This window comes from Leeuwenhoekiella nanhaiensis (genome assembly GCF_002744755.1).
GTDB classification, from domain to species: Bacteria; Bacteroidota; Bacteroidia; order Flavobacteriales; family Flavobacteriaceae; genus Leeuwenhoekiella; species Leeuwenhoekiella nanhaiensis.
The window spans coordinates 1-18530 of record NZ_KZ319311.1 but is presented as its reverse complement, the minus strand read 5'-3'; the positions used below and the strand labels follow the sequence as shown (position 1 = coordinate 18530).

The window sequence follows — 18530 nt, the reverse complement described above, 5'->3', positions numbered from 1 at the left end:
TGAGACAGACCATTACTATTCTTGGGGATTGTTGCGTGCAGGCTCAAATTTTAACGAACTCTTTTTGATGTCAAGCAATATCAGAAATGGATTTGGTTTAAGGGCAGAGTTCGACTATGACAAGAACCTTGAGGCCGAAGTGAACTATGATAGATATCTAAATGATTGGGTGCGTCTCTATGTAGGGGTAAATACAGAAACAGAAATACCTAATTCCTTCGATGAGTTCAATACCGTAGGATTGGTCGGTGTAAAGTACTTTACACCCTACAGGTTTAATGTAGATGTGAGTATGGACCATCAACTGCGCCCAAGAATTCGTCTGGACAGGGAAATCTTGATTTTTCCAAGAATTTTTCTGGAAGGCGAATATGAATATAGGGCAGACTTTGGATGGGTAAATGATATAGGGAATAGCTCTTATGAGAGTGAAACCCAATGGTTGGTTGGACTTTCCTACATCCTATCAAGAAATTTTTCAATACAAGGAAACTATAACAACCGATACGGTTGGGGTGGTGGTCTTTTAGCCCGATTTTAAATATGTCAGAATATAAAAAAAATAGCCTGAGTTTAACTGGAGCTGTATCGTTAGGTACGGGAGTGATGATTGGTGCAGGAATATTTGCCTTATTAGGTCAGGTAGCAGAACTATCAGGCCAGTGGTTTCCGTATGCATTTTTGATAGGAGCCATTATCTCGGGATTCAGTGCCTATACATATGTTAAGATGTCTAATGCTTACCCCTCGGCGGGAGGAATCGCTATGTATTTAAAAAAAATATATGGGAAAAGTGCTTTGACTGCTTCGGGTGCAATGTTAATGGCTCTATCAATGGTAATTAATGAAAGTTTGGTAGCCCGAACCTTTGGCTCTTATACATTACAGCTATTTGATGTAGGAGAAAATAGTGTTTGGGTACCCATTTTGGGAGTAGTATTGTTGGTGGTAGCCTTTCTAGTCAATATCTCTGGTAACAATATTATTGGAAAGTCTTCTTTGGTTATGGCTATCCTTAAAATTGGAGGTATTGCCATATTTGCTATTGGGGGGCTTTGGGCTGCTGGCTTTTCATTCTCAGAAGTGGTTCCCTCAGAGAGTCTGACTGAAACACCAATAACAAATTATTTAGGCGCACTAGCATTATCAATTTTAGCCTACAAAGGTTTTACAACCATAACCAATAGCGGTGGAGAAATTGTAAACCCAAATAAAAATGTGGGTCGTGCCATCATCATTTCATTACTTATCTGTACAGTCGTATATATGTTGGTGGCTTTTGCAGTCTCTTCAAACCTTTCTATTGATGAAATTATAAAAGCTAAAGACTATTCCCTAGCAGAGGCGTCTAGACCTGCTTTCGGAAAATATGGCCTTTGGTTTACCGTGGGGATTGCCATTGTCGCCACTATATCAGGAGTAATCGCCAGTATTTTTGCGGTATCAAGAATGACTGCAATGCTTACCGAAAAAGAATTGATACCTCATAGACATTTCGGGATGCCGGGTAGATTACAAAAACATATGTTAGTATATACAGTGGTATTGGCATTAACGCTGACTATCCTTTTTGACCTTACACGAATAGCCTCTCTTGGGGCCATTTTTTACTTAATTATGGATATCGGTATCCATTACGGAGTATTAAGGAATATGAGAAAAGAAATTAAAGCTCGCGCCTTAGTACTCATAACAGCAATTATTTTAGATGTCGTTGTTTTGGGTGCTTTTCTGTGGATAAAAGCAAGTAGTGATTTGTTGGTTGTTATCGTGGCAGCCGCAATGATGGTATTGATTTTTTTCGGAGAGAAGTGGTTTCTTAGAAGAAACGAAAATGAAGATTAAGATGAACTATTTATAAACCTTAAAATGAAAACTATGAAAACAAAAACTACCGTTCTGATAGCAATTACTTTCATTGGAACACTTGTAAGTTGTAAATCAACCTTTAATGCAACTGAGACCTTGCGGGTCGAAGAAAATAGAAATGCCATTTATCAAGAAATCATTTCAAATCCAGTTCAATTTACAAATTTCATCAGTGAAGCCAGAAAAAATGAAGAAGCAAAAAAAATACTGATGAAAGGTCATATGGAACAAATGGAATCGGAAAATATGAAAATGATGATGGAAAAGAATCCTGATATGAAAGAGAAAATGCAATCCCATATGAAGAAAATGATGGATAAAAATCCTGAAATGATGCAAAAGATGCAATCTAAAATGCTAGAAAAGATGATGGAAAACGAAAAGGGTCGCAAGATGTTGATGGAAAAAATTCATAATAATGAAATGATGAAAAAAGAAATGAAGAAGAGGATGAAAAAAATGATGGATGAGAATCCTGATATGATGGAAAAAATGATGCAGAAAAAGAAAAAGAAGATGGAGGATAAAAGATAACTCATTGAGAGACGTAATTAAAAGCGAATGTTTAACAATAAAAGAATAGAGATATGATGATGTGGTGGTGGATAATAGGATTTGCCATTTTGGTATGGGTAATATTTCTCGTATCAGGCAGAAGAAAAAAGTAAGAATTTAACAGTCTGCAATTAAGAAGACTGCAAAGAACTGAATAACAACGAATTTTAAAATAAAAATATAACCTCTTAAAATGTAGAGCAATGGAATATTATTTCAATAAAACTTTGAAAGAAGACTTTGATAATGTAATCACAAAAGTTACAAATGAACTTAAAAATGAAGGTTTTGGTGTTCTTACTGAAATCAACGTAAATGAAACCCTTAGAGATAAACTAGGTATAGATTTCAAACGGTATCAAATTTTAGGTGCTTGTAATCCCCCATATGCACATAAGGCGCTTGAAGCTGAGGACAAGATAGGAACGATGCTTCCTTGTAATGTAATAGTTCAACAACAAAGTGATGAATTCGTTGAAGTGGCGGCAATCAACCCATTAGCTTCTATGCAGGCTGTTAACAATGAAAAACTTCATAAAGTGGCCAAGGATATCACTAGTAAGCTACAATCTGTTATTAATCGTCTTTAATAGTCTAATATGGAAAAAAATAGTCGTGATAAAAATATAGACAGTCAAAATTACAGTGATAGCCAAAGCACACAGTATTGTATTGTCAGGAGGTATGGTACTGTAACTTTTAATGAAGTGCAAAACCAAATAAAAGAAAACTTAAGAAAAGCTCAATTTGATGTTGTAGCTGAAATGGATATTTGTGAATATCTAGAGGGCTATTTTAAAGACTTGCCTCAACACTTGATTTTATTGATTTGTAATAAAAAAATTACTGCTGAACTAATTTCAAACGACATACAAATGACCACTTTAATTCCTTGTAAAATTAGTATTAAAGAGGTTGAAGATAATAGTATTATTGAGGTTTCCATTGAAGATATTGAAAAAACTTGGTCATTTTCAGAAAAGCCAGAAATAAAAAAAATAAGTGCAGAAATAAAAAAAGCACTGACCGATTTATTGGACTTTATTGGACCTAAAAATTTTAAACTTTGAATTCACTTAAATAATATACAAATGAAAACACTAATGAAAACAACAATCGCAGCTTTTGCACTTATAGCGTTTATTAGCTGCAAGGAAAAACAAACTGTAGAGATTAACACACCTGAAGAGGTAAAGACCGCAAAGGAAAACACTGCAGATGTGGCAGACCAAGGCTTTATAGACGGGATGACCGGGAAGGTGTGGCACAATTACCTTGAAATCAAGATGGCTCTGGCAAAAAACGATGAGAGCCAAGCAAAATCCATTAGCAAGGATATGGCCGCATCATTTGGTGAAGAACGAATGGAGATGAAACAGCTCGCACAACAAATGGCAGATGCTCAAGATATAGAAGAGGTAAGGGAACTTTTTGCACAGTTCACGGAAAAGGCGGGGCCTATGTTTGAAGATGCCTTATCTGAAGGAACCATATACAAAAAATACTGCCCAATGGCATTTAACAATGAAGGAGCCTATTGGTATGCAGATGTAAAAGAAATTACCAATCCCTATTTCGGAGAGAAAATGCTGAAGTGCGGGTCGGTCAAAAAAACCATTAATAAATAACCCTTAAATATATAATTATGAAAATGATGAAACAAAATGTAATGATTGCCGGACTGGCATTAGTTCTATTAAGTGCTACTGCTTGCAAAGACGGAAACAAAAACGAACCCGCAGCGCCTATGAGCAATGAGATGCATCAAGAATCGATGGATGATATGATGGATGATAAACCAATGAATGAAGTTGATGAAATGGCAATGAACAATGGTCAAGACGCAAAAGCAGAAGCTATTTTGACCGACTATTTTAAACTTAAGGACGCTTTGGTGGCTGATGATAATGCCAAAGCCAAAGAACTTGGGGCAAGCCTCGCAACAACCTTAGGAAAGCTCGATATTTCAGAATACACCGATACGCAGCAATCAGATTTAAAGGACATCGTTGAGGATGCGGTAGAACACGCAGAGCACATTTCAGAAAGCGATATAGCACACCAGCGAGAGCACTTTAAAGTATTGAGCAAGGATGTAACAGATATGGTTGCTATTACAGGAACAGAAAACACCTTGTACCAACAGTTTTGCCCAATGTATGATGGCGGTAGCGCTTGGTTGAGCACGAGCAAGGACGTTAAGAATCCGTATTACGGTAGTAAAATGTTAACCTGCGGTAAAGTCCAGAAAGAAATCAACTAAATGAAGATTGTAAAAATCATAGCGGGAATTTTTTTGGTGGCGCTTGTGCTCATCCAGTTTATTCCAGTGGACTATAACCAAAACGATACCGTGCCCCAAACAGATTTTATGGTGGTGCATAAGGTTCCGGAGGCTATTCAGAAAAAGATACAGGTTTCCTGCTATGATTGTCACAGTAACAACACCCAATATCCTTGGTATAATCGAGTTCAACCAGTTGCTTGGTTTTTGGAAGACCACATTAAAGAAGGTAAGGCAGAGCTCAATTTCAACGAATGGGATTCATTGTCAAGTCGCAGAAAGACAAGTAAATTAAGGTCTATCATCAAGCAAATTGAAAGTGGTGAGATGCCCTTGGATTCATACACCTTAATTCATAGAGACGCCAAGTTCTCGAAAGAAGAAACGGAAGAAATCATCAATTGGGTAACACAATTAAAAGACAGTTTATAAATAACCTAAAAATTAGAATTATGAAAAAGATAAAAATGAGTATAGCAGCAATGCTATTGTTAACGGTTTCTTTTGCTTATGCACAGGAAAAAGATAAAATGGACCACAGCAATATGAAAATGGACCATAGTAAAATGATGGATACCAAGACTGATGCAAAGGCAGAAGTGATTTTAAATGACTATTTCAACCTAAAAGATGCCTTGGTGGCTGATGATACCAAAAAAGCGGCACAATTAGGCACTACATTAGTGGCTTCCTTAAAAGCATTTGACAGCAGTAACTATACAAAAGAACAACAAAGCGAGCTGGCAGATATTATAGAAGATGCCACCGAACACGCCGAGCATATTGCCGAAAGCGCCATAGACCACCAACGCGAACATTTTAAAACGTTAAGCAAGGATATCACGGATATGGTGGCCATTACTGGAACAAAAAATACACTGTACCAACAATTTTGCCCAATGTACGATAAAGGTAGCGCGTGGTTGAGCCAAAAGGATGAAGTGAGGAATCCGTATTACGGGAGCAAGATGCTTACGTGTGGCAAAGTACAAAAGACTATTCAATAGATTATCCCTATCCAAGAAGTCCTTTTCTTGTTCTGGTTTATTAGTTAAAAGATAGTTATAGAGTTTTTGGAGAATCTAGAATAGTTTATAAGTCCTGTCGTGGGAAGTAAAATAATTGATGGTTAGTGTTAGTTCCTTCCCAAGTCAGGCAAAAATTTAAGTCCTAATAAGAGAGAGGGCACGTATTTCTGGTTGGTTTTTAAGGCCCTTTCTCTTAATTAGGCACAATAAATTTATTGAAAAAGAAAAGTTGATTTGGTTAATAGTAGCCCGAATATGGAAGAGACGATGCATCAATTAGTGATGATGAAGCTCTTCCCTTTCGGGGCAAAATAGAGGATTATTGAAAAAGAGAAGTTTAGTGAAGATTACTTGATTTTGGGAGGTGAGCATTTCAGATTGGTTTATTGGTTAATACCAGTTCGCCTCTCATCTTCAAGTATAATCTAATAATTTCAGTTTCATAATCTCAAGCTGAAAAATAAATAAAGTTGATGAAGGATTGCTGCAATACAAATAATGGCAAAGCGCAAAATAAAAGTCCATTAAAGAAGTGGACTAACTATATAGTGTATACAATCCTAACATTAATAATTGGCGGTGCATTGGCGTTGCAGTTTTTTGGTTAGAAGAATAAGCAAACTCGAAACAAAAGACCTATGATGAGAAATTTATAGATAACAAATAAGAATGGATAAAGAAAAAGACATAGAAACCACAAGAGCGTTTTATAGGCAGCTTTTCAGTAGTTCAAAGTATGTTCTATTGGTGCTGCTTTTTGCTTCAGTAATCGAACTGTATGTGCTACCTACTATGGAAGGGTCTTATGCTATCATTATCCTACTGACCTTAACATTTCTAAAGATAGGATTCATTATAGCCTTGTCCTTTAACCAACTAATGAAGATAATTGGTCAGAGCCATCTATTGAGCCACGTACTGGTGTTGTTCGGATACCTGATTGTGTTGATAGTTTTCTCGTTTGCAATAGATTACACGGCGTTGCAGTTTGTAGATGCTATTCATTTTAAAATGAACAACAGTATTGGCAATGATGGACTGTCGGTATTTTTTGATTTATCCTATTTCAGTTTGATAACATTCTCATCAGTAGGATATGGTGATATAGTGCCCATTTCCCTACCTGCAAAAACCTTGGTGGCGCTTGAAGTGGCACTGCGGTTTTTCGTCCTGGTCTTTGGTATCGCAAATGTGAATAGAATTCGAGTAAATAAATAACCCTTAAAAATTAAATGTATGAAAACATTAAAATTAACTACCGTGGTAATGTTGCTAATGATAGCGACAAGCCCACTATTTGGTCAAGATGCAAAAACAGAAAAAGAAGCAGTGCTTACAGTAATGAAAAGCTATAAGGATGCCCTACAAAATCTTACGACCGATGGTACTTTCGAATTATTTACCGAGGATTCCGAGGTTTTTGAATCGGGAGGCGTCGAGGGTACGTACAGCCACTATATAGAACATCATTTAGGACCGGAATTGGGTCACTTTGAAAAATTCGAATTTACAGATTATGAAATCGATGCCAAGGTAGATTTACCCTATGCCTTTACTACCGAAACATACATATATACCATTGTCCTCAATTCGGACGACAAGGGAAATAGCCGGACCATAAAGAAAAAAGGGGTAGCAACCTCAATCCTTAAAAAAATAGATGGAAAATGGAAAATAATAAAAACCCATTCATCTTCAAGAAATACTAAGTAACATCCGATGAGTAGATATATTTCAATTAGTATAGTGTTCGGTCTTCTTCTTATTATCAGTTGTAAAGAGAAGAAAACCGAGCCATTGCCGGAACAGTCGAAAGAAACAACCATAGAACAACCGCCAAAAAAAGTGTTAAGCCCCCACACCTCTGCGATGGCGACCATTGGTAATGCGCACATCCATATTGATTATTCATCGCCAGGGGTTAGGGACAGGATGATTTTTGGTGGTTTGCTGGCGTATGACCAAGTCTGGCAAGCTGGTGCACATATGGCTACGTGGATAGAGACAGATACGGATTTAGAAATAGATGGTAAGGAACTGAAAGCAGGTAAATATGGATTTTTTACCATTCCTTCAAAAGAAGAATGGACCATCATTTTAAATTCCAATTGGAACCAGCACGGAAAGGATGAATATGACGAAAAAGATGATGTAATACGATTTAAGGTAAGACCGATTATTGCAAATAGTCTAAAAGAACACTTAGAATATAATATCAAGAAAATTAGCGATACGGAAGGTGAGATAACATTAGCTTGGGAAAAAGTTAAAGTAGTAATTCCATTCAAAGTAAAATAACAAGATAGGGTCAACAAGGGTACGATGATAAAAAAATTAAAAAAACGTGTATCATCAAAGAATAAAAACTAATACAGTTTAAACCGTGAACGAATTTTTAAAACAATGGGGCGAAGCCGCCTATACGACTATCGGATTTTTCTGGATGGCGCTTTGGGCATTCATTTTGGGTTATATCATCAGTAGTATGATACAGATTTTCGTGACCGAAAAGCGGATGCAAAAAACAATGGGCGAAAACGAAGGCAAAAGTGTGCTTTTGGGCACGTTTTTCGGCTTTATAAGTAGCTCGTGCAGTTTTTCTGCTTTGGCAGGTACAAAATCCATTTTTAAGAAAGGGGCAAGTTTTGTGTCTTCCATTGCCTTTCTGTTGGCATCGACCAATCTCGTCATAGAATTGGGGATTATCATTTCCATCTTTTTGGGTTGGCAGTTCGTGGTGGGCGAATATGTAGGTGGTATTCTCTTGATTGGTATTTCGTGGATTCTGATACGACTCATCAATCCTAAAAAACTCATCGAAAAAGCCCGTAAGAATCTCGAAAATGAAGATGATGATGAGATGGACGGTTCCAAAGATTGGAAGAAACAAATCAAGAACGAAGACAGTTGGGCGCGTGTTGCCAAAAAATATAAGATGGAATGGCAAATGGTCTGGAAGGATGTAACCGTAGGTTTTACCGTTGCGGGTATTACAGCGGCTTTTGTGCCAGATTCGTTCTTTCAGACCTTATTTATCAATAGCGGTCAAGGCAATACAGATTTTACTTTTCTCGAAATTCTGGAACATATCGTGGTCGGTCCAGTTGCCGCATTTTTGACTTTTATCGGTTCAATGGGTAACATTCCGTTAGCAGCGTTACTATTCGGAAAAGGCGTGAGTTTTGCTGGCGTAATGGCCTTTATTTTTAGCGATTTGGTGGTTTTTCCAGTACTGAGAATCAATGCAAAGTATTATGGTTGGAAAATGTCATTGTTTATCACGTTTTTATTGTTTACAGCATTAATTGGTACGGCATTGGCACTTCATTATGGATTTGATTTATTGAATATGCTACCAGATTCATCACAAGTGAAGATTCAGGATAGCGAATTTTTCAAGATTGATTATACCTTTTTCTTGAACGTTGCTTTTCTCATCATTTCGGCCTATCTCGTTTATCTGGGTTTTTTCAAGAAAAAAGATGTAGAACATTCAATGAGCGAGATGGCACCCAAAAGCCCTTTACTCGAAAAGATTTTAAAATATGCAGCCTTCATCTGTTATATATGGCTCGCTGGAGGACTGATTGTAAAATTTTTAGTGAACTAAAATTAGTGGCTATGAAAACATTCGATACCCTTTCCCAAACAATGACCCACTTGCAAGAGCAAGGTTATACTTATGATTTTAATTTATGTTCGGGACACATTGAATGTAATGCGCTAAAGCTAAAATTACATCCAGAGGATTTCGATGTAGATGAGATGCATCGTTATGAAGGAATGAGCAGTACCGATGACAACAGCGTTCTCTACGCTATTTCATCAAAAAATGGAATTAAAGGATTATTGGTCGATGCCTATGGCGTCTATGCAGAGAATATTTCTGAAGCAATGCGAAAAAAATTAAGATAAAATGAAACATACCTATCACATACATGGAATGACCTGCAAAGGTTGCCAGAATCACGTCGAAAAAACCCTTTCCAATATAGAGGGAGTAACCAGTGCATCGGTCAATTTGGAAAAAGCAGAAGCCACCATCGAAATGGAATCTCACATTCCTATCGAGACTTTTCAAAAGGTATTAAATGATGACGGCGGTACGTATTCTATCCACAAACCGGGCGAGCATCATCATAAAGATGATTCCGCTTCCGCGAAAGCGAAAAAACCACAACCCAAAGGCAAAGGAACAGGAACCTTCTACTGTCCAATGCATTGCGAAGGAGATAAAACCTACGACAAGCCGGGCGACTGTCCTGTCTGCGGAATGGATTTAGTCGAGGAACAAAATTTAACCGCCACCACTTCCGAGCAATGGACCTGCCCTATGCACCCTGAAGTTGTTAAAGACGGACCTGGAGACTGCCCTATTTGTGGGATGGACCTGGTGCCGATGGAACCAGACCTATCGGCAGAAGAAAAGACCTATAAAAAATTGCTCAAAAAGTTCTGGATAGCAGTCTCTTTTACATTGCCTATATTTTTCATAGCAATGTCAGAAATGCTGTCAAACAATCCCTTGGAAAGTATTCTCGAAATAAAATACTGGAACTGGATTCAGTTTGTGCTTTCCCTTCCCGTTGTTTTCTATGCCACGTGGATGTTTTTTGAACGTGCGTATCGCAGTATCGTCACCTGGAATCTAAATATGTTTACGCTCATTGGGATAGGTACCGGAGTGGCTTGGGTTTTTAGTGTTTTCGGGATGCTGTTTCCGCAGCTTTTCCCCCAAGACTTTTTAACCGAATCAGGAACTGTATTTGTTTATTTTGAGGCGACCACAGTTATTTTAACGCTGGTGCTACTCGGACAGGTACTTGAGGCCCGTGCGCACAGTAAGACCAATTCTGCGGTCAAGGAACTCTTAAAACTTGTGCCCAATAAAGCTATTAAGGTAGTCGATGGAAATGAAGAAGAAGTTTCCATCGACCAGATAGAGAAAGGAGATATACTACGAGTAAAACCAGGAGATAAAATTCCTGTTGATGGCAAAATTATCGAAGGAGAAACTACTGTAGATGAATCGATGATTTCGGGAGAGCCCATTCCAGTTAATAAATCTGTAGATGACAAAGTAAGTAGCGGTACCATAAACGGCAACCAGTCGTTCTTGATGGAGGCCGAAAAAGTAGGTAGCGACACATTACTTTCCCAAATCATCAAAATGGTAAATGATGCCAGTCGCAGTCGTGCCCCTATCCAGAAATTGGCCGATACGGTTTCAGGCTATTTTGTGCCAATAGTCATATTTATTGCGGTCATAACCTTTATCGTTTGGGCAATCTGGGGTCCGGAACCCGCTTATGTCTATGGGTTTGTGAATGCCATTGCCGTATTGATTATCGCCTGTCCGTGTGCATTAGGATTGGCAACACCGATGTCCGTTATGGTGGGTGTTGGTAAAGGCGCTCAGAATGGCGTACTTATCAAGAATGCCGAAGCCCTTGAAAAAATGGACAAGGTAGATACCCTTATTGTTGATAAGACCGGAACAATTACCGAGGGAAAACCCACGGTGGAGAAGGTAGGTTCTTTTGATGATAAACAATTTAGCGAAAGCGAAATTCTACATTTTATTGCATCTCTAAACAGTTCCAGCGAGCATCCATTGGCCGAAGCTACTGTGAAATACGGAAAGCAGCAGAATGTTGAACTATCAAAAACCGAAAATTTCAGCGCAATAACGGGAAAAGGCGTAGAAGGTACTGTTGATGGCAAGAAGCTCGATTTAGGAAACGATAGGATGATGGAATATGCCAAGGCTACTATTTCATCTGCTATGAAAGATGAAGCACAATCCTTTCAAAAACAAGGGAAAACCGTTTCGTATTTAGCTATTGATGGTAAGGTTTCAGGCTATGTCGTGATAGGCGACAAAATCAAGAAAACAAGCGCTAAGGCCATCAAGGAATTACAGGACAAGGGGATTGCCGTGATAATGCTCACGGGCGATAACCACGATACAGCACAGGCCGTAGCATCAGAGCTAAACCTTGCTGACTTTAAAGCCAGTATGTTACCTGAAAATAAGTTGCAGGAAGTTGAAAAATTGCAGAATGAAGGGAAGGTGGTCGCAATGGCAGGTGATGGCATCAATGATGCACCGGCACTGGCAAAAAGTAATGTGGGAATCGCTATGGGGACAGGTACAGATGTAGCCATAGAAAGTGCGATGATAACCTTGGTAAAAGGTGATTTGCACGGTATCGTAAAAGCTAAAAATTTAAGCCATATGGTTATGCGAAATATCAAGCAGAATCTCTTTTTCGCTTTCATCTATAATACCTTAGGTGTGCCCATTGCGGCTGGAGTCCTATTTCCGTTTTTCGGTTTGTTATTATCACCTATGATTGCAGCTTTGGCAATGAGTTTTAGTTCCGTATCGGTTATTACAAATGCCTTACGATTACGTACCAAAAAAATCGATAGCTAATGGTCAATAGAAAAACAGCAAAATGGATTCGAAAAGCCCACCGCTACTTGGGTATCTTCCTGGGTATTCAGTTCCTGATGTGGACGATTAGCGGGATGTATTTTAGCTGGACGGATATTGACGAGATACACGGCGACCATTTCAAAAAAGAGATTCCTGAACAAACTGCATTTTCAGGTTTGGTGGGAAGTTCTCAACTAAATATTCAGGAACCGATTAAGTCATTAGAATTACTTGAAATAGCGGATGCGCCCTATTATTGGATTAATGAGACTGTGCTTTATAATGCACTTACAGGAACAAAGAAAGACGAGCTCACAGAACAAGAAGCAATCAAAGTGTCAGAACGCTATATGTTGGCAGATTTAGAATTTGACCAAATACGAAGAATTGAATCTGTTGGCGACCACCACGAGTACCGCGGACGACCATTACCTGCTTATGAGATTTCATATAAAACCGATGAAAATCTAAAAGCCTACGTGGCGATTGAGAATGGCGCTTTCCAAACCGTACGTCATCGCGATTGGCGCTGGTTCGATTTTTTATGGATGACCCACACAATGGATTATCAGGGAAGGGATAACTTCAACACTATTGTTTTAAGAGCTTTTTCACTGTTAGGCTTGATAACAGTATTGAGTGGCTTTATCCTTTGGTATATTTCATCACCAACTCTTAGAAAATTAATTAAAAACAATCGTAAATAAGTAACATTAAAATCAACTATTATGGAAAATTCAAATGAACACAAAAAGAAAAATCAATACACAAAATTTGTAGGAATGCTCGCTGCATCCTTTGTTGCAATGTATATCACAATGTATCTAAATACCTATGAGTGGGACCACGTATGGTTTAGCCTAACCCGCTTTTATATGGTTTGTTTAGGGATTGCAGCGATGGCCATTATTATGTTTGTTGCAATGCGCGGGATGTACAAAAACAAGAAAAAGAATATCGCAATTGTTTTAGGCAGTATAGTATTGTTTGTAAGTGCTTTGACCTTGGTGCGTGAACAAAAATCAACTGTGGGTGATGTACTTTGGATGAAAGCGATGATACCGCACCACTCAATAGCTATTCTAACAAGTAAAAGAGCAGATATCAAAGACCCTGAAGCTAAAAAATTGGCAGAAGAAATTATTGAGGCGCAATTACGAGAGATTGCCCAGATGAAAAAAATTATTTACCGATTAGAAAACGAAAAAGAGGAATAGTACGAGTACTAATTTCTGTAAAATTATTATTATGAAAAAGAACATTATTTATATAAGTATTGCAGTTATCGCAGGCTTATTGGCAGGGTATCTCATATTCGGAAATTCGGGAACAGAACAAAATGCTGTTAAGGATTTATCCGATATGTCAGATACCCACGACCATTCCGGCGAGTCGGAAAACCAAATGTGGACCTGCTCAATGCACCCACAGATTATGCAGCCCGAACCAGGTGATTGCCCTATATGTGGAATGGACTTGATACCTGCCGAATCTGGTGCAGATGGCCTTGCAATGAATGAGATTAAAATGACAGAGAACGCAATGGCGCTGGCAAATATCCAAACTTCTGTTGTTGGTAAAGGACAAATAGGAAGCAATTCCCTTAAATTATCTGGTAAGATAAAAGCCAATGAAGAGTCTAATGCAGTACAGGTCACCTATTTTGGAGGAAGAATCGAAAAACTATACGTAAATTCTACAGGAGAGCGTGTTCGCGCAGGGCAGCGCTTGGCAACGATTTATTCACCAGATTTGGTTGCGGCACAGCAGGAGTTGCTTACCGCTTCATCCTTGAAAGAGTCGCAGGCGGAATTGTATAAGGCTGTTAGAAATAAACTTAAACTTTGGAAGCTTTCAGAAAAGCAAATAAACGCTATAGAAGCTGCTGGAAAAGTACAAGAGAATTTCCCTGTTTTTGCAACCGTATCGGGCACGGTTACTTATAAAATGGTTGAAGAAGGCGACTATGTTAAACAGGGTCAACCCTTGTACAAAATAGCGAATCTAAATACTGTTTGGGCAGAATTTGATGCTTATGAAAACCAGATTGCATCCCTAAAAGAAGGGCAAAACATAAAAGTAACCACCAATGCTTATCGCAACGAAGTATTCGACGCCAAAGTCTCGTTTATTGACCCATTATTAAACTCTGCGACAAGAACTGTAGTTGTGAGAGCGGTTTTACCAAATAAGAAAGACCTCTTTAAGCCAGGAATGTTTGTAGAAGGAACAATCGAGGGCACTCAAACAAGCGCAGAAAATACCGTTTCAATACCTACCACGGCCGTTATGTGGACAGGTGAGCGCTCTGTAGTCTATGTAAAGACCAAGCCTGATGTTCCTGTTTTTGAGATGAGAGAAGTTCGGTTGGGTAACGCTACTGGTGATAGTTATACTATCCTCGAAGGTCTTAAAATCGGAGATGAAGTGGTAACCAACGGAACATTTACCGTAGATGCCGCTGCACAATTACAAGGTAAAAAAAGTATGATGAATGCATCAGGAGGTAAAACGATGACAGGTCACGAAGGACATCTGGGAATGCAAGAAGGTAGCTTTGGAGAAAATGCAGATAAAACCAATCATTCTCAAATGAAAGAAAGAATTGAAGTTTCTAACAAATTTCAGAATCAGTTAAAACAGGTTTTCGATGATTATATCCTTTTAAAAGATGCTTTGGTAAAGGATGAGGCTAAAAGCGCTCAACAAGCAGCAAAGCAAATAGACCAATCCTTGAAAAAAGTGGATATGAAATTATTATCCGGTGAAGAAGCACATAACCATTGGATGACCATTCAGAAAGAACTGAAGAAATCTGCCAATGCTATAGAAAAAAGTTCAGATATAGCAAATCAAAGAGTGCATTTCAAGCATCTCTCTGCCCATATGATAAGTGGCGTACAGCTCTTTGGTGTAAACGAAACAGTTTATAGTGAATTTTGCCCTATGGCAGATAATAATAATGGTGCTTTCTGGTTGAGCTTAGAAAAAGAAATTCGCAATCCGTACTACGGTGAGGCAATGCTTAAGTGTGGTGAGGTTAGTCAGACAATTGAATAATTTTTTTTTGGATTAATTAAGTAATCCTTGTCATATAAAGAAGTACGATGATGAGTGAAAGCAGAAGAAATAGAAGAAAGGAAAAAAGAAAAACTTCCAAAAGCGAAATCTCTAGGAAAGATAAAGTTATTGGCATACTAGCGATGGCAGCCATTTTTATGGCTGCAGTAATCGCAATAATATTAATGAATCTTGGTTTTTTCAAACATTTGTTTGAATGATAAAAAATATCCTACATATAAAAAATATGGTTTGCCCGCGATGCATATCTTCTGTTTCGCGAATCTTAGAAGATATGAATATTTCCTATCGTACAATAAAGTTGGGCGAAGTACAATTGGACGCTCAACTTGAAAATGAGGACAGGGCGGTCTTATCCAAAAAATTAAATGAAGAGGGCTTCAGTATCATAAACAATCGTAAAGCACAACTCATTGAAAGAATGAAAAACTTGGTTGTAAAAACCATTCACCATTCCAATGAAGGTAAAGACGTTATTTGGGCTAAGCTCATAAGCAATGAATTTCACCTGGATTATAAATATTTAAGTTCATTATTCTCATCTGTTGAAGGTATAACTTTAGAGCAGTTCATCATCAATCAAAAGATTGAGCGCATAAAAGAACTAATAGTTTATGATGAATTAACCTTAAGTGAGATAGCTTTTAATTTAAACTATAGTAGTGTTGCTTATTTAAGCAATCAGTTTAAAAAGCTGACAGGGATGCCCCCTTCAAAATTTAAGAAGAGTACGAATCAAAATCGCAAATCTTTGGATGAGATTTGATAAAAAGTTCCATTAGAATAAGGGATTTCTTGTTTGTAAGCTCAAGGAAAGTGTACGCTAAAGCCCACATCATTAAGGCTAAAAGAGCTTTATTTCTTAAACACTCTACCGTAAACCTAAAATAATTCAAAATAAATTTGGAGACCACCCCTATGCCAACCCCATCTTTGTCGTGTAATTAATTTTAATCATTAAAATCCTAAAAAGATGAATCGACAAATTGAAGTATTCACGGCTGGATGTCCAGTATGTGAACCAGTAGTAAAAATGGTAAAAGAAATGGCTTGCGACTCTTGTGAAGTTACTGTTTATAATACAGTTGAACAATGTGACGAAAAAGTCTGTGTTGACAAAATGAAAGAGTACAACATCAATTCCCTGCCTGCAGTTGCTGTAAACGGCAAATTACTTTCTTGCTGTAAAAACAGAGGAGTAAATAAAGATGAATTAATCGCTGCTGGAGTTGGAAAGGCAATCTAAAAAGAAGTTGCTAAATTTAACATCAATACATTCCAAACGCTGTTTACAGCGTTTGGAATGTATTTAATTGAAATCATTATGCTGCCAAAAGATTTAACCAAAGACCTTAAAGACCGTCTAAAGAATATCAACGGACAAGTAGAAGGGCTTTTAAATATGCTTGATAAAAGTGATAATCCTGCTCAAATTCTCAATCAGTTTAAAGCGGTCAATAAAGGTTTTGAAAAAGCCCAATATCTGCTTTTAGATGAAGTGTTCAGAAAGACATTAGCTATTAAAATTGCAGAAGCATTGGAAACTTGCCCAGGCAATTGCGGTCAAGAGGAAAAAATTGCAACCATAAGACAGCAGTTTCCAAACTTAAATCTTTACGAGCTTACTGATAAGATGGAAGAAATTGAATCCATTTATGAATTTCTACAAACAAATACAGAAGAAAATATGCAAACTATAACGCTAAAAATTGACAATATGGTGTGTCAAGGATGTGCTGAAAAAATAACGGACATTTTAAAAGAATTAAAAGGAACAAAAAAGATAAAAACCAAAGTGATTAAGAAATTGGTACAAGTTGAATTTAATCCAGACCTGATAAATGAATCAGAAATAGAAACTGCCTTGACCAAATCAGGATATCAACCAAAAAAAGCTGTTATATGAAATCCGTTTTCAATTCTTCATTATTTTTATTGTTTATGCTTTTAACGGGTTGTGCTGAAAACAGTAATAAAAGTAAGCAAACTGACATAAATCAAGCTGATAACGTTTCTGTTGAAATTTCTATTGAAGGAATGAGCTGTATGTCTTGCGTAGCAAATGTGAAAAAGACACTTTCTGATTTGAACGGTATAAAGGAAGTAAAAGTTAGCCTTGAAAACAAAAATGCAACACTACAATACAATCCAAATATCATTCCAATAGACAAGATAAAGCAATCCATTAATGAAATTGGTTATAATGCGGGAACTGTGAAAACATTATCTCAATGAATCTGGAGCAATTTTTAAATGAATTTACAGCTGCATTTCAAGACGGCTCAATTTTAAGTTTAGGAATAGCTTTTGTGGCAGGCTTGATTTCAAGTGGCATTTGTCCTTGCACGTTACCTGTTGGACTTGGGTTTGCAGGTTATATTGGTAGTACTTCTGTGCGAGAATCAAAAACAGGCTTTGCAGTAACGTTTTCATTTTTTATCGGCATAGTATTTTGTTTGACATTATTAGGGGCAATTGCAGGCTATTCTGGAATTTTCTTGACTGAAATATTTGGTAAATATTGGACTTTAAGTATGGCAATAATTTCGTTAATCGCAGCAGGAATTGCATTTTACGGACCATATTTACGTGTAAAACACCTTGAATCCTTACGAATACCAGGAATTGGTGGTTCATTCATTTATGGATTTATATTTAGTTTAGGTACAGCAGCCGCACCTCTATTGCTCTTATTGTCTTTTGCAGTTGCAAAAGCGAATTTAATATATGGTCTACTTCTCGCCTTGTGCTTTGGTATTGGAAGAGGACTTCCTTTTTTGGTTGTAGGTCTTTTTTCAAGTTCTGTTTCAAAACTTGCCAAATTGTCTTGGTTGAGAAAAAGTATTCAAATAATGAGTGCCCTCGCTCTTCTATATTTAAGTTTCTATTTCTTTAGGATCTTCAGCTTTTATCTATAATTAGTTTTCACCCACAAGACGTAATTAACACCAAAATACCTAAAATTTCTCTATTGCTTAAGAACTATGTTTTTAAGTATTTGCTTAAATACGTAATTAATTATACCTTAGTTCGCCTAAATAATTATTATGAAAATGGAAATTTCTTGTACGAGAGCTGAAGCTGACCATAAGCAGTTGCTAAACTGCAAAACGGTCATTGATGGTATGACCAATGATTTCGATAAAATAACAAAACTACTATCCATCTCAGGTAATGAGGTTCGTTTGAAAATTCTATTTCTCTTAAATATGGAAAAAGAACTGTGTCCTTGTGATTTATCCGACATTTTAGGTATGAGTGTTCCCGCGGT

The 18530-nt window shown here is 37.4% G+C and carries 24 protein-coding genes and 1 pseudogene; all 25 read left to right on the top strand.

Going from position 1 to position 18530, the window contains the following annotated elements; translation table 11 throughout:
• Positions 1-541, top strand: a pseudogene (locus CJ305_RS18515) (copper resistance protein B); the annotation flags it as partial.
• 2 nt (positions 542-543) lie between these two features.
• Positions 544-1845 (top strand): APC family permease, encoded by a 1302-nt coding sequence (locus tag CJ305_RS18510; protein WP_099647753.1) that lies wholly within the window; start codon positions 544-546, stop codon positions 1843-1845.
• A gap of 33 nt (positions 1846-1878) precedes the next feature.
• On the top strand, positions 1879-2403 hold the full coding sequence (locus tag CJ305_RS18505) for a hypothetical protein (RefSeq protein ID WP_223248933.1): 525 nt from the start codon (positions 1879-1881) through the stop codon (positions 2401-2403).
• A gap of 224 nt (positions 2404-2627) precedes the next feature.
• Positions 2628-3014: a DUF302 domain-containing protein gene (locus tag CJ305_RS18500; protein WP_099647752.1), complete on the top strand. Its 387-nt coding sequence runs from the start codon at positions 2628-2630 to the stop codon at positions 3012-3014.
• Between the two features lie 9 nt (positions 3015-3023).
• On the top strand, positions 3024-3494 hold the full coding sequence (locus tag CJ305_RS18495; RefSeq protein ID WP_099647751.1) for a DUF302 domain-containing protein: 471 nt from the start codon (positions 3024-3026) through the stop codon (positions 3492-3494).
• 21 nt (positions 3495-3515) lie between these two features.
• Entirely contained in the window at positions 3516-4052 is a 537-nt protein-coding gene (locus CJ305_RS18490) for a DUF3347 domain-containing protein (RefSeq protein ID WP_099647750.1), read from the top strand.
• 17 nt (positions 4053-4069) lie between these two features.
• Positions 4070-4687, top strand: coding sequence for a DUF3347 domain-containing protein (locus CJ305_RS18485; RefSeq protein ID WP_099647749.1), 618 nt, complete (start codon positions 4070-4072; stop codon positions 4685-4687).
• Positions 4688-5140, top strand: a complete 453-nt coding sequence (locus CJ305_RS18480) for a heme-binding domain-containing protein (RefSeq protein WP_072985110.1) — start codon at positions 4688-4690, stop codon at positions 5138-5140.
• Positions 5141-5160: 20 nt separating this feature from the next.
• Entirely contained in the window at positions 5161-5715 is a 555-nt protein-coding gene (locus CJ305_RS18475; protein ID WP_099647748.1) for a DUF3347 domain-containing protein, read from the top strand.
• 690 nt (positions 5716-6405) lie between these two features.
• Positions 6406-6954, top strand: coding sequence for an ion channel (locus tag CJ305_RS18470; protein WP_099647747.1), 549 nt, complete (start codon positions 6406-6408; stop codon positions 6952-6954).
• A gap of 18 nt (positions 6955-6972) precedes the next feature.
• Complete coding sequence (locus tag CJ305_RS18465; RefSeq protein WP_099647746.1) at positions 6973-7449, top strand: YybH family protein; 477 nt, start codon at positions 6973-6975, stop codon at positions 7447-7449.
• A 6-nt stretch (positions 7450-7455) separates the two neighbouring features.
• Positions 7456-8034, top strand: coding sequence for a DUF2911 domain-containing protein (locus tag CJ305_RS18460; protein WP_099647745.1), 579 nt, complete (start codon positions 7456-7458; stop codon positions 8032-8034).
• Between the two features lie 85 nt (positions 8035-8119).
• The gene (locus tag CJ305_RS18455; protein ID WP_099647744.1) at positions 8120-9346 is read left to right on the top strand and encodes a permease; all 1227 of its coding nucleotides are present in this window, start codon (positions 8120-8122) and stop codon (positions 9344-9346) included.
• Between the two features lie 11 nt (positions 9347-9357).
• On the top strand, positions 9358-9651 hold the full coding sequence (locus CJ305_RS18450) for a hypothetical protein (RefSeq protein ID WP_041495861.1): 294 nt from the start codon (positions 9358-9360) through the stop codon (positions 9649-9651).
• A gap of 1 nt (position 9652) precedes the next feature.
• A complete protein-coding gene (locus tag CJ305_RS18445) occupies positions 9653-12175 on the top strand; it encodes a heavy metal translocating P-type ATPase (protein ID WP_099647743.1) in 2523 nt (840 codons plus the stop codon).
• Complete coding sequence (locus tag CJ305_RS18440) at positions 12175-12885, top strand: PepSY domain-containing protein (RefSeq protein WP_034260690.1); 711 nt, start codon at positions 12175-12177, stop codon at positions 12883-12885. Before CJ305_RS18445 ends, CJ305_RS18440 begins: the two co-directional genes overlap by 1 nt.
• A 21-nt stretch (positions 12886-12906) precedes the next feature.
• The gene (locus tag CJ305_RS18435) at positions 12907-13395 is read left to right on the top strand and encodes a DUF305 domain-containing protein (RefSeq protein ID WP_099647742.1); all 489 of its coding nucleotides are present in this window, start codon (positions 12907-12909) and stop codon (positions 13393-13395) included.
• 31 nt (positions 13396-13426) lie between these two features.
• Complete coding sequence (locus CJ305_RS18430; protein WP_099647741.1) at positions 13427-15238, top strand: efflux RND transporter periplasmic adaptor subunit; 1812 nt, start codon at positions 13427-13429, stop codon at positions 15236-15238.
• Between the two features lie 47 nt (positions 15239-15285).
• Complete coding sequence (locus CJ305_RS19535) at positions 15286-15459, top strand: hypothetical protein (protein ID WP_189319491.1); 174 nt, start codon at positions 15286-15288, stop codon at positions 15457-15459.
• Complete coding sequence (locus CJ305_RS18425) at positions 15459-16025, top strand: helix-turn-helix domain-containing protein (RefSeq protein ID WP_099647755.1); 567 nt, start codon at positions 15459-15461, stop codon at positions 16023-16025. Before CJ305_RS19535 ends, CJ305_RS18425 begins: the two co-directional genes overlap by 1 nt.
• Before the next feature lie 207 nt (positions 16026-16232).
• Positions 16233-16505 carry a thioredoxin family protein gene (locus tag CJ305_RS18420; RefSeq protein WP_099647740.1) on the top strand — a complete coding sequence of 91 codons (273 nt, stop codon included), beginning with the start codon at positions 16233-16235 and terminating at the stop codon, positions 16503-16505.
• Positions 16506-16583: 78 nt separating this feature from the next.
• Positions 16584-17165, top strand: a complete 582-nt coding sequence (locus CJ305_RS18415) for a metal-sensing transcriptional repressor (RefSeq protein ID WP_143469420.1) — start codon at positions 16584-16586, stop codon at positions 17163-17165.
• A complete protein-coding gene (locus tag CJ305_RS18410) occupies positions 17162-17494 on the top strand; it encodes a heavy-metal-associated domain-containing protein (RefSeq protein WP_223248931.1) in 333 nt (110 codons plus the stop codon). The genes CJ305_RS18415 and CJ305_RS18410 overlap by 4 nt, the downstream gene beginning before the upstream one ends.
• On the top strand, positions 17491-18177 hold the full coding sequence (locus CJ305_RS18405; RefSeq protein ID WP_099647738.1) for a cytochrome c biogenesis CcdA family protein: 687 nt from the start codon (positions 17491-17493) through the stop codon (positions 18175-18177). The genes CJ305_RS18410 and CJ305_RS18405 overlap by 4 nt, the downstream gene beginning before the upstream one ends.
• A 129-nt stretch (positions 18178-18306) precedes the next feature.
• Positions 18307-18530, top strand: a 224-nt coding sequence (locus tag CJ305_RS18400; protein WP_143469419.1) for an ArsR/SmtB family transcription factor, incomplete at its 3' end; no start/stop codon positions are given.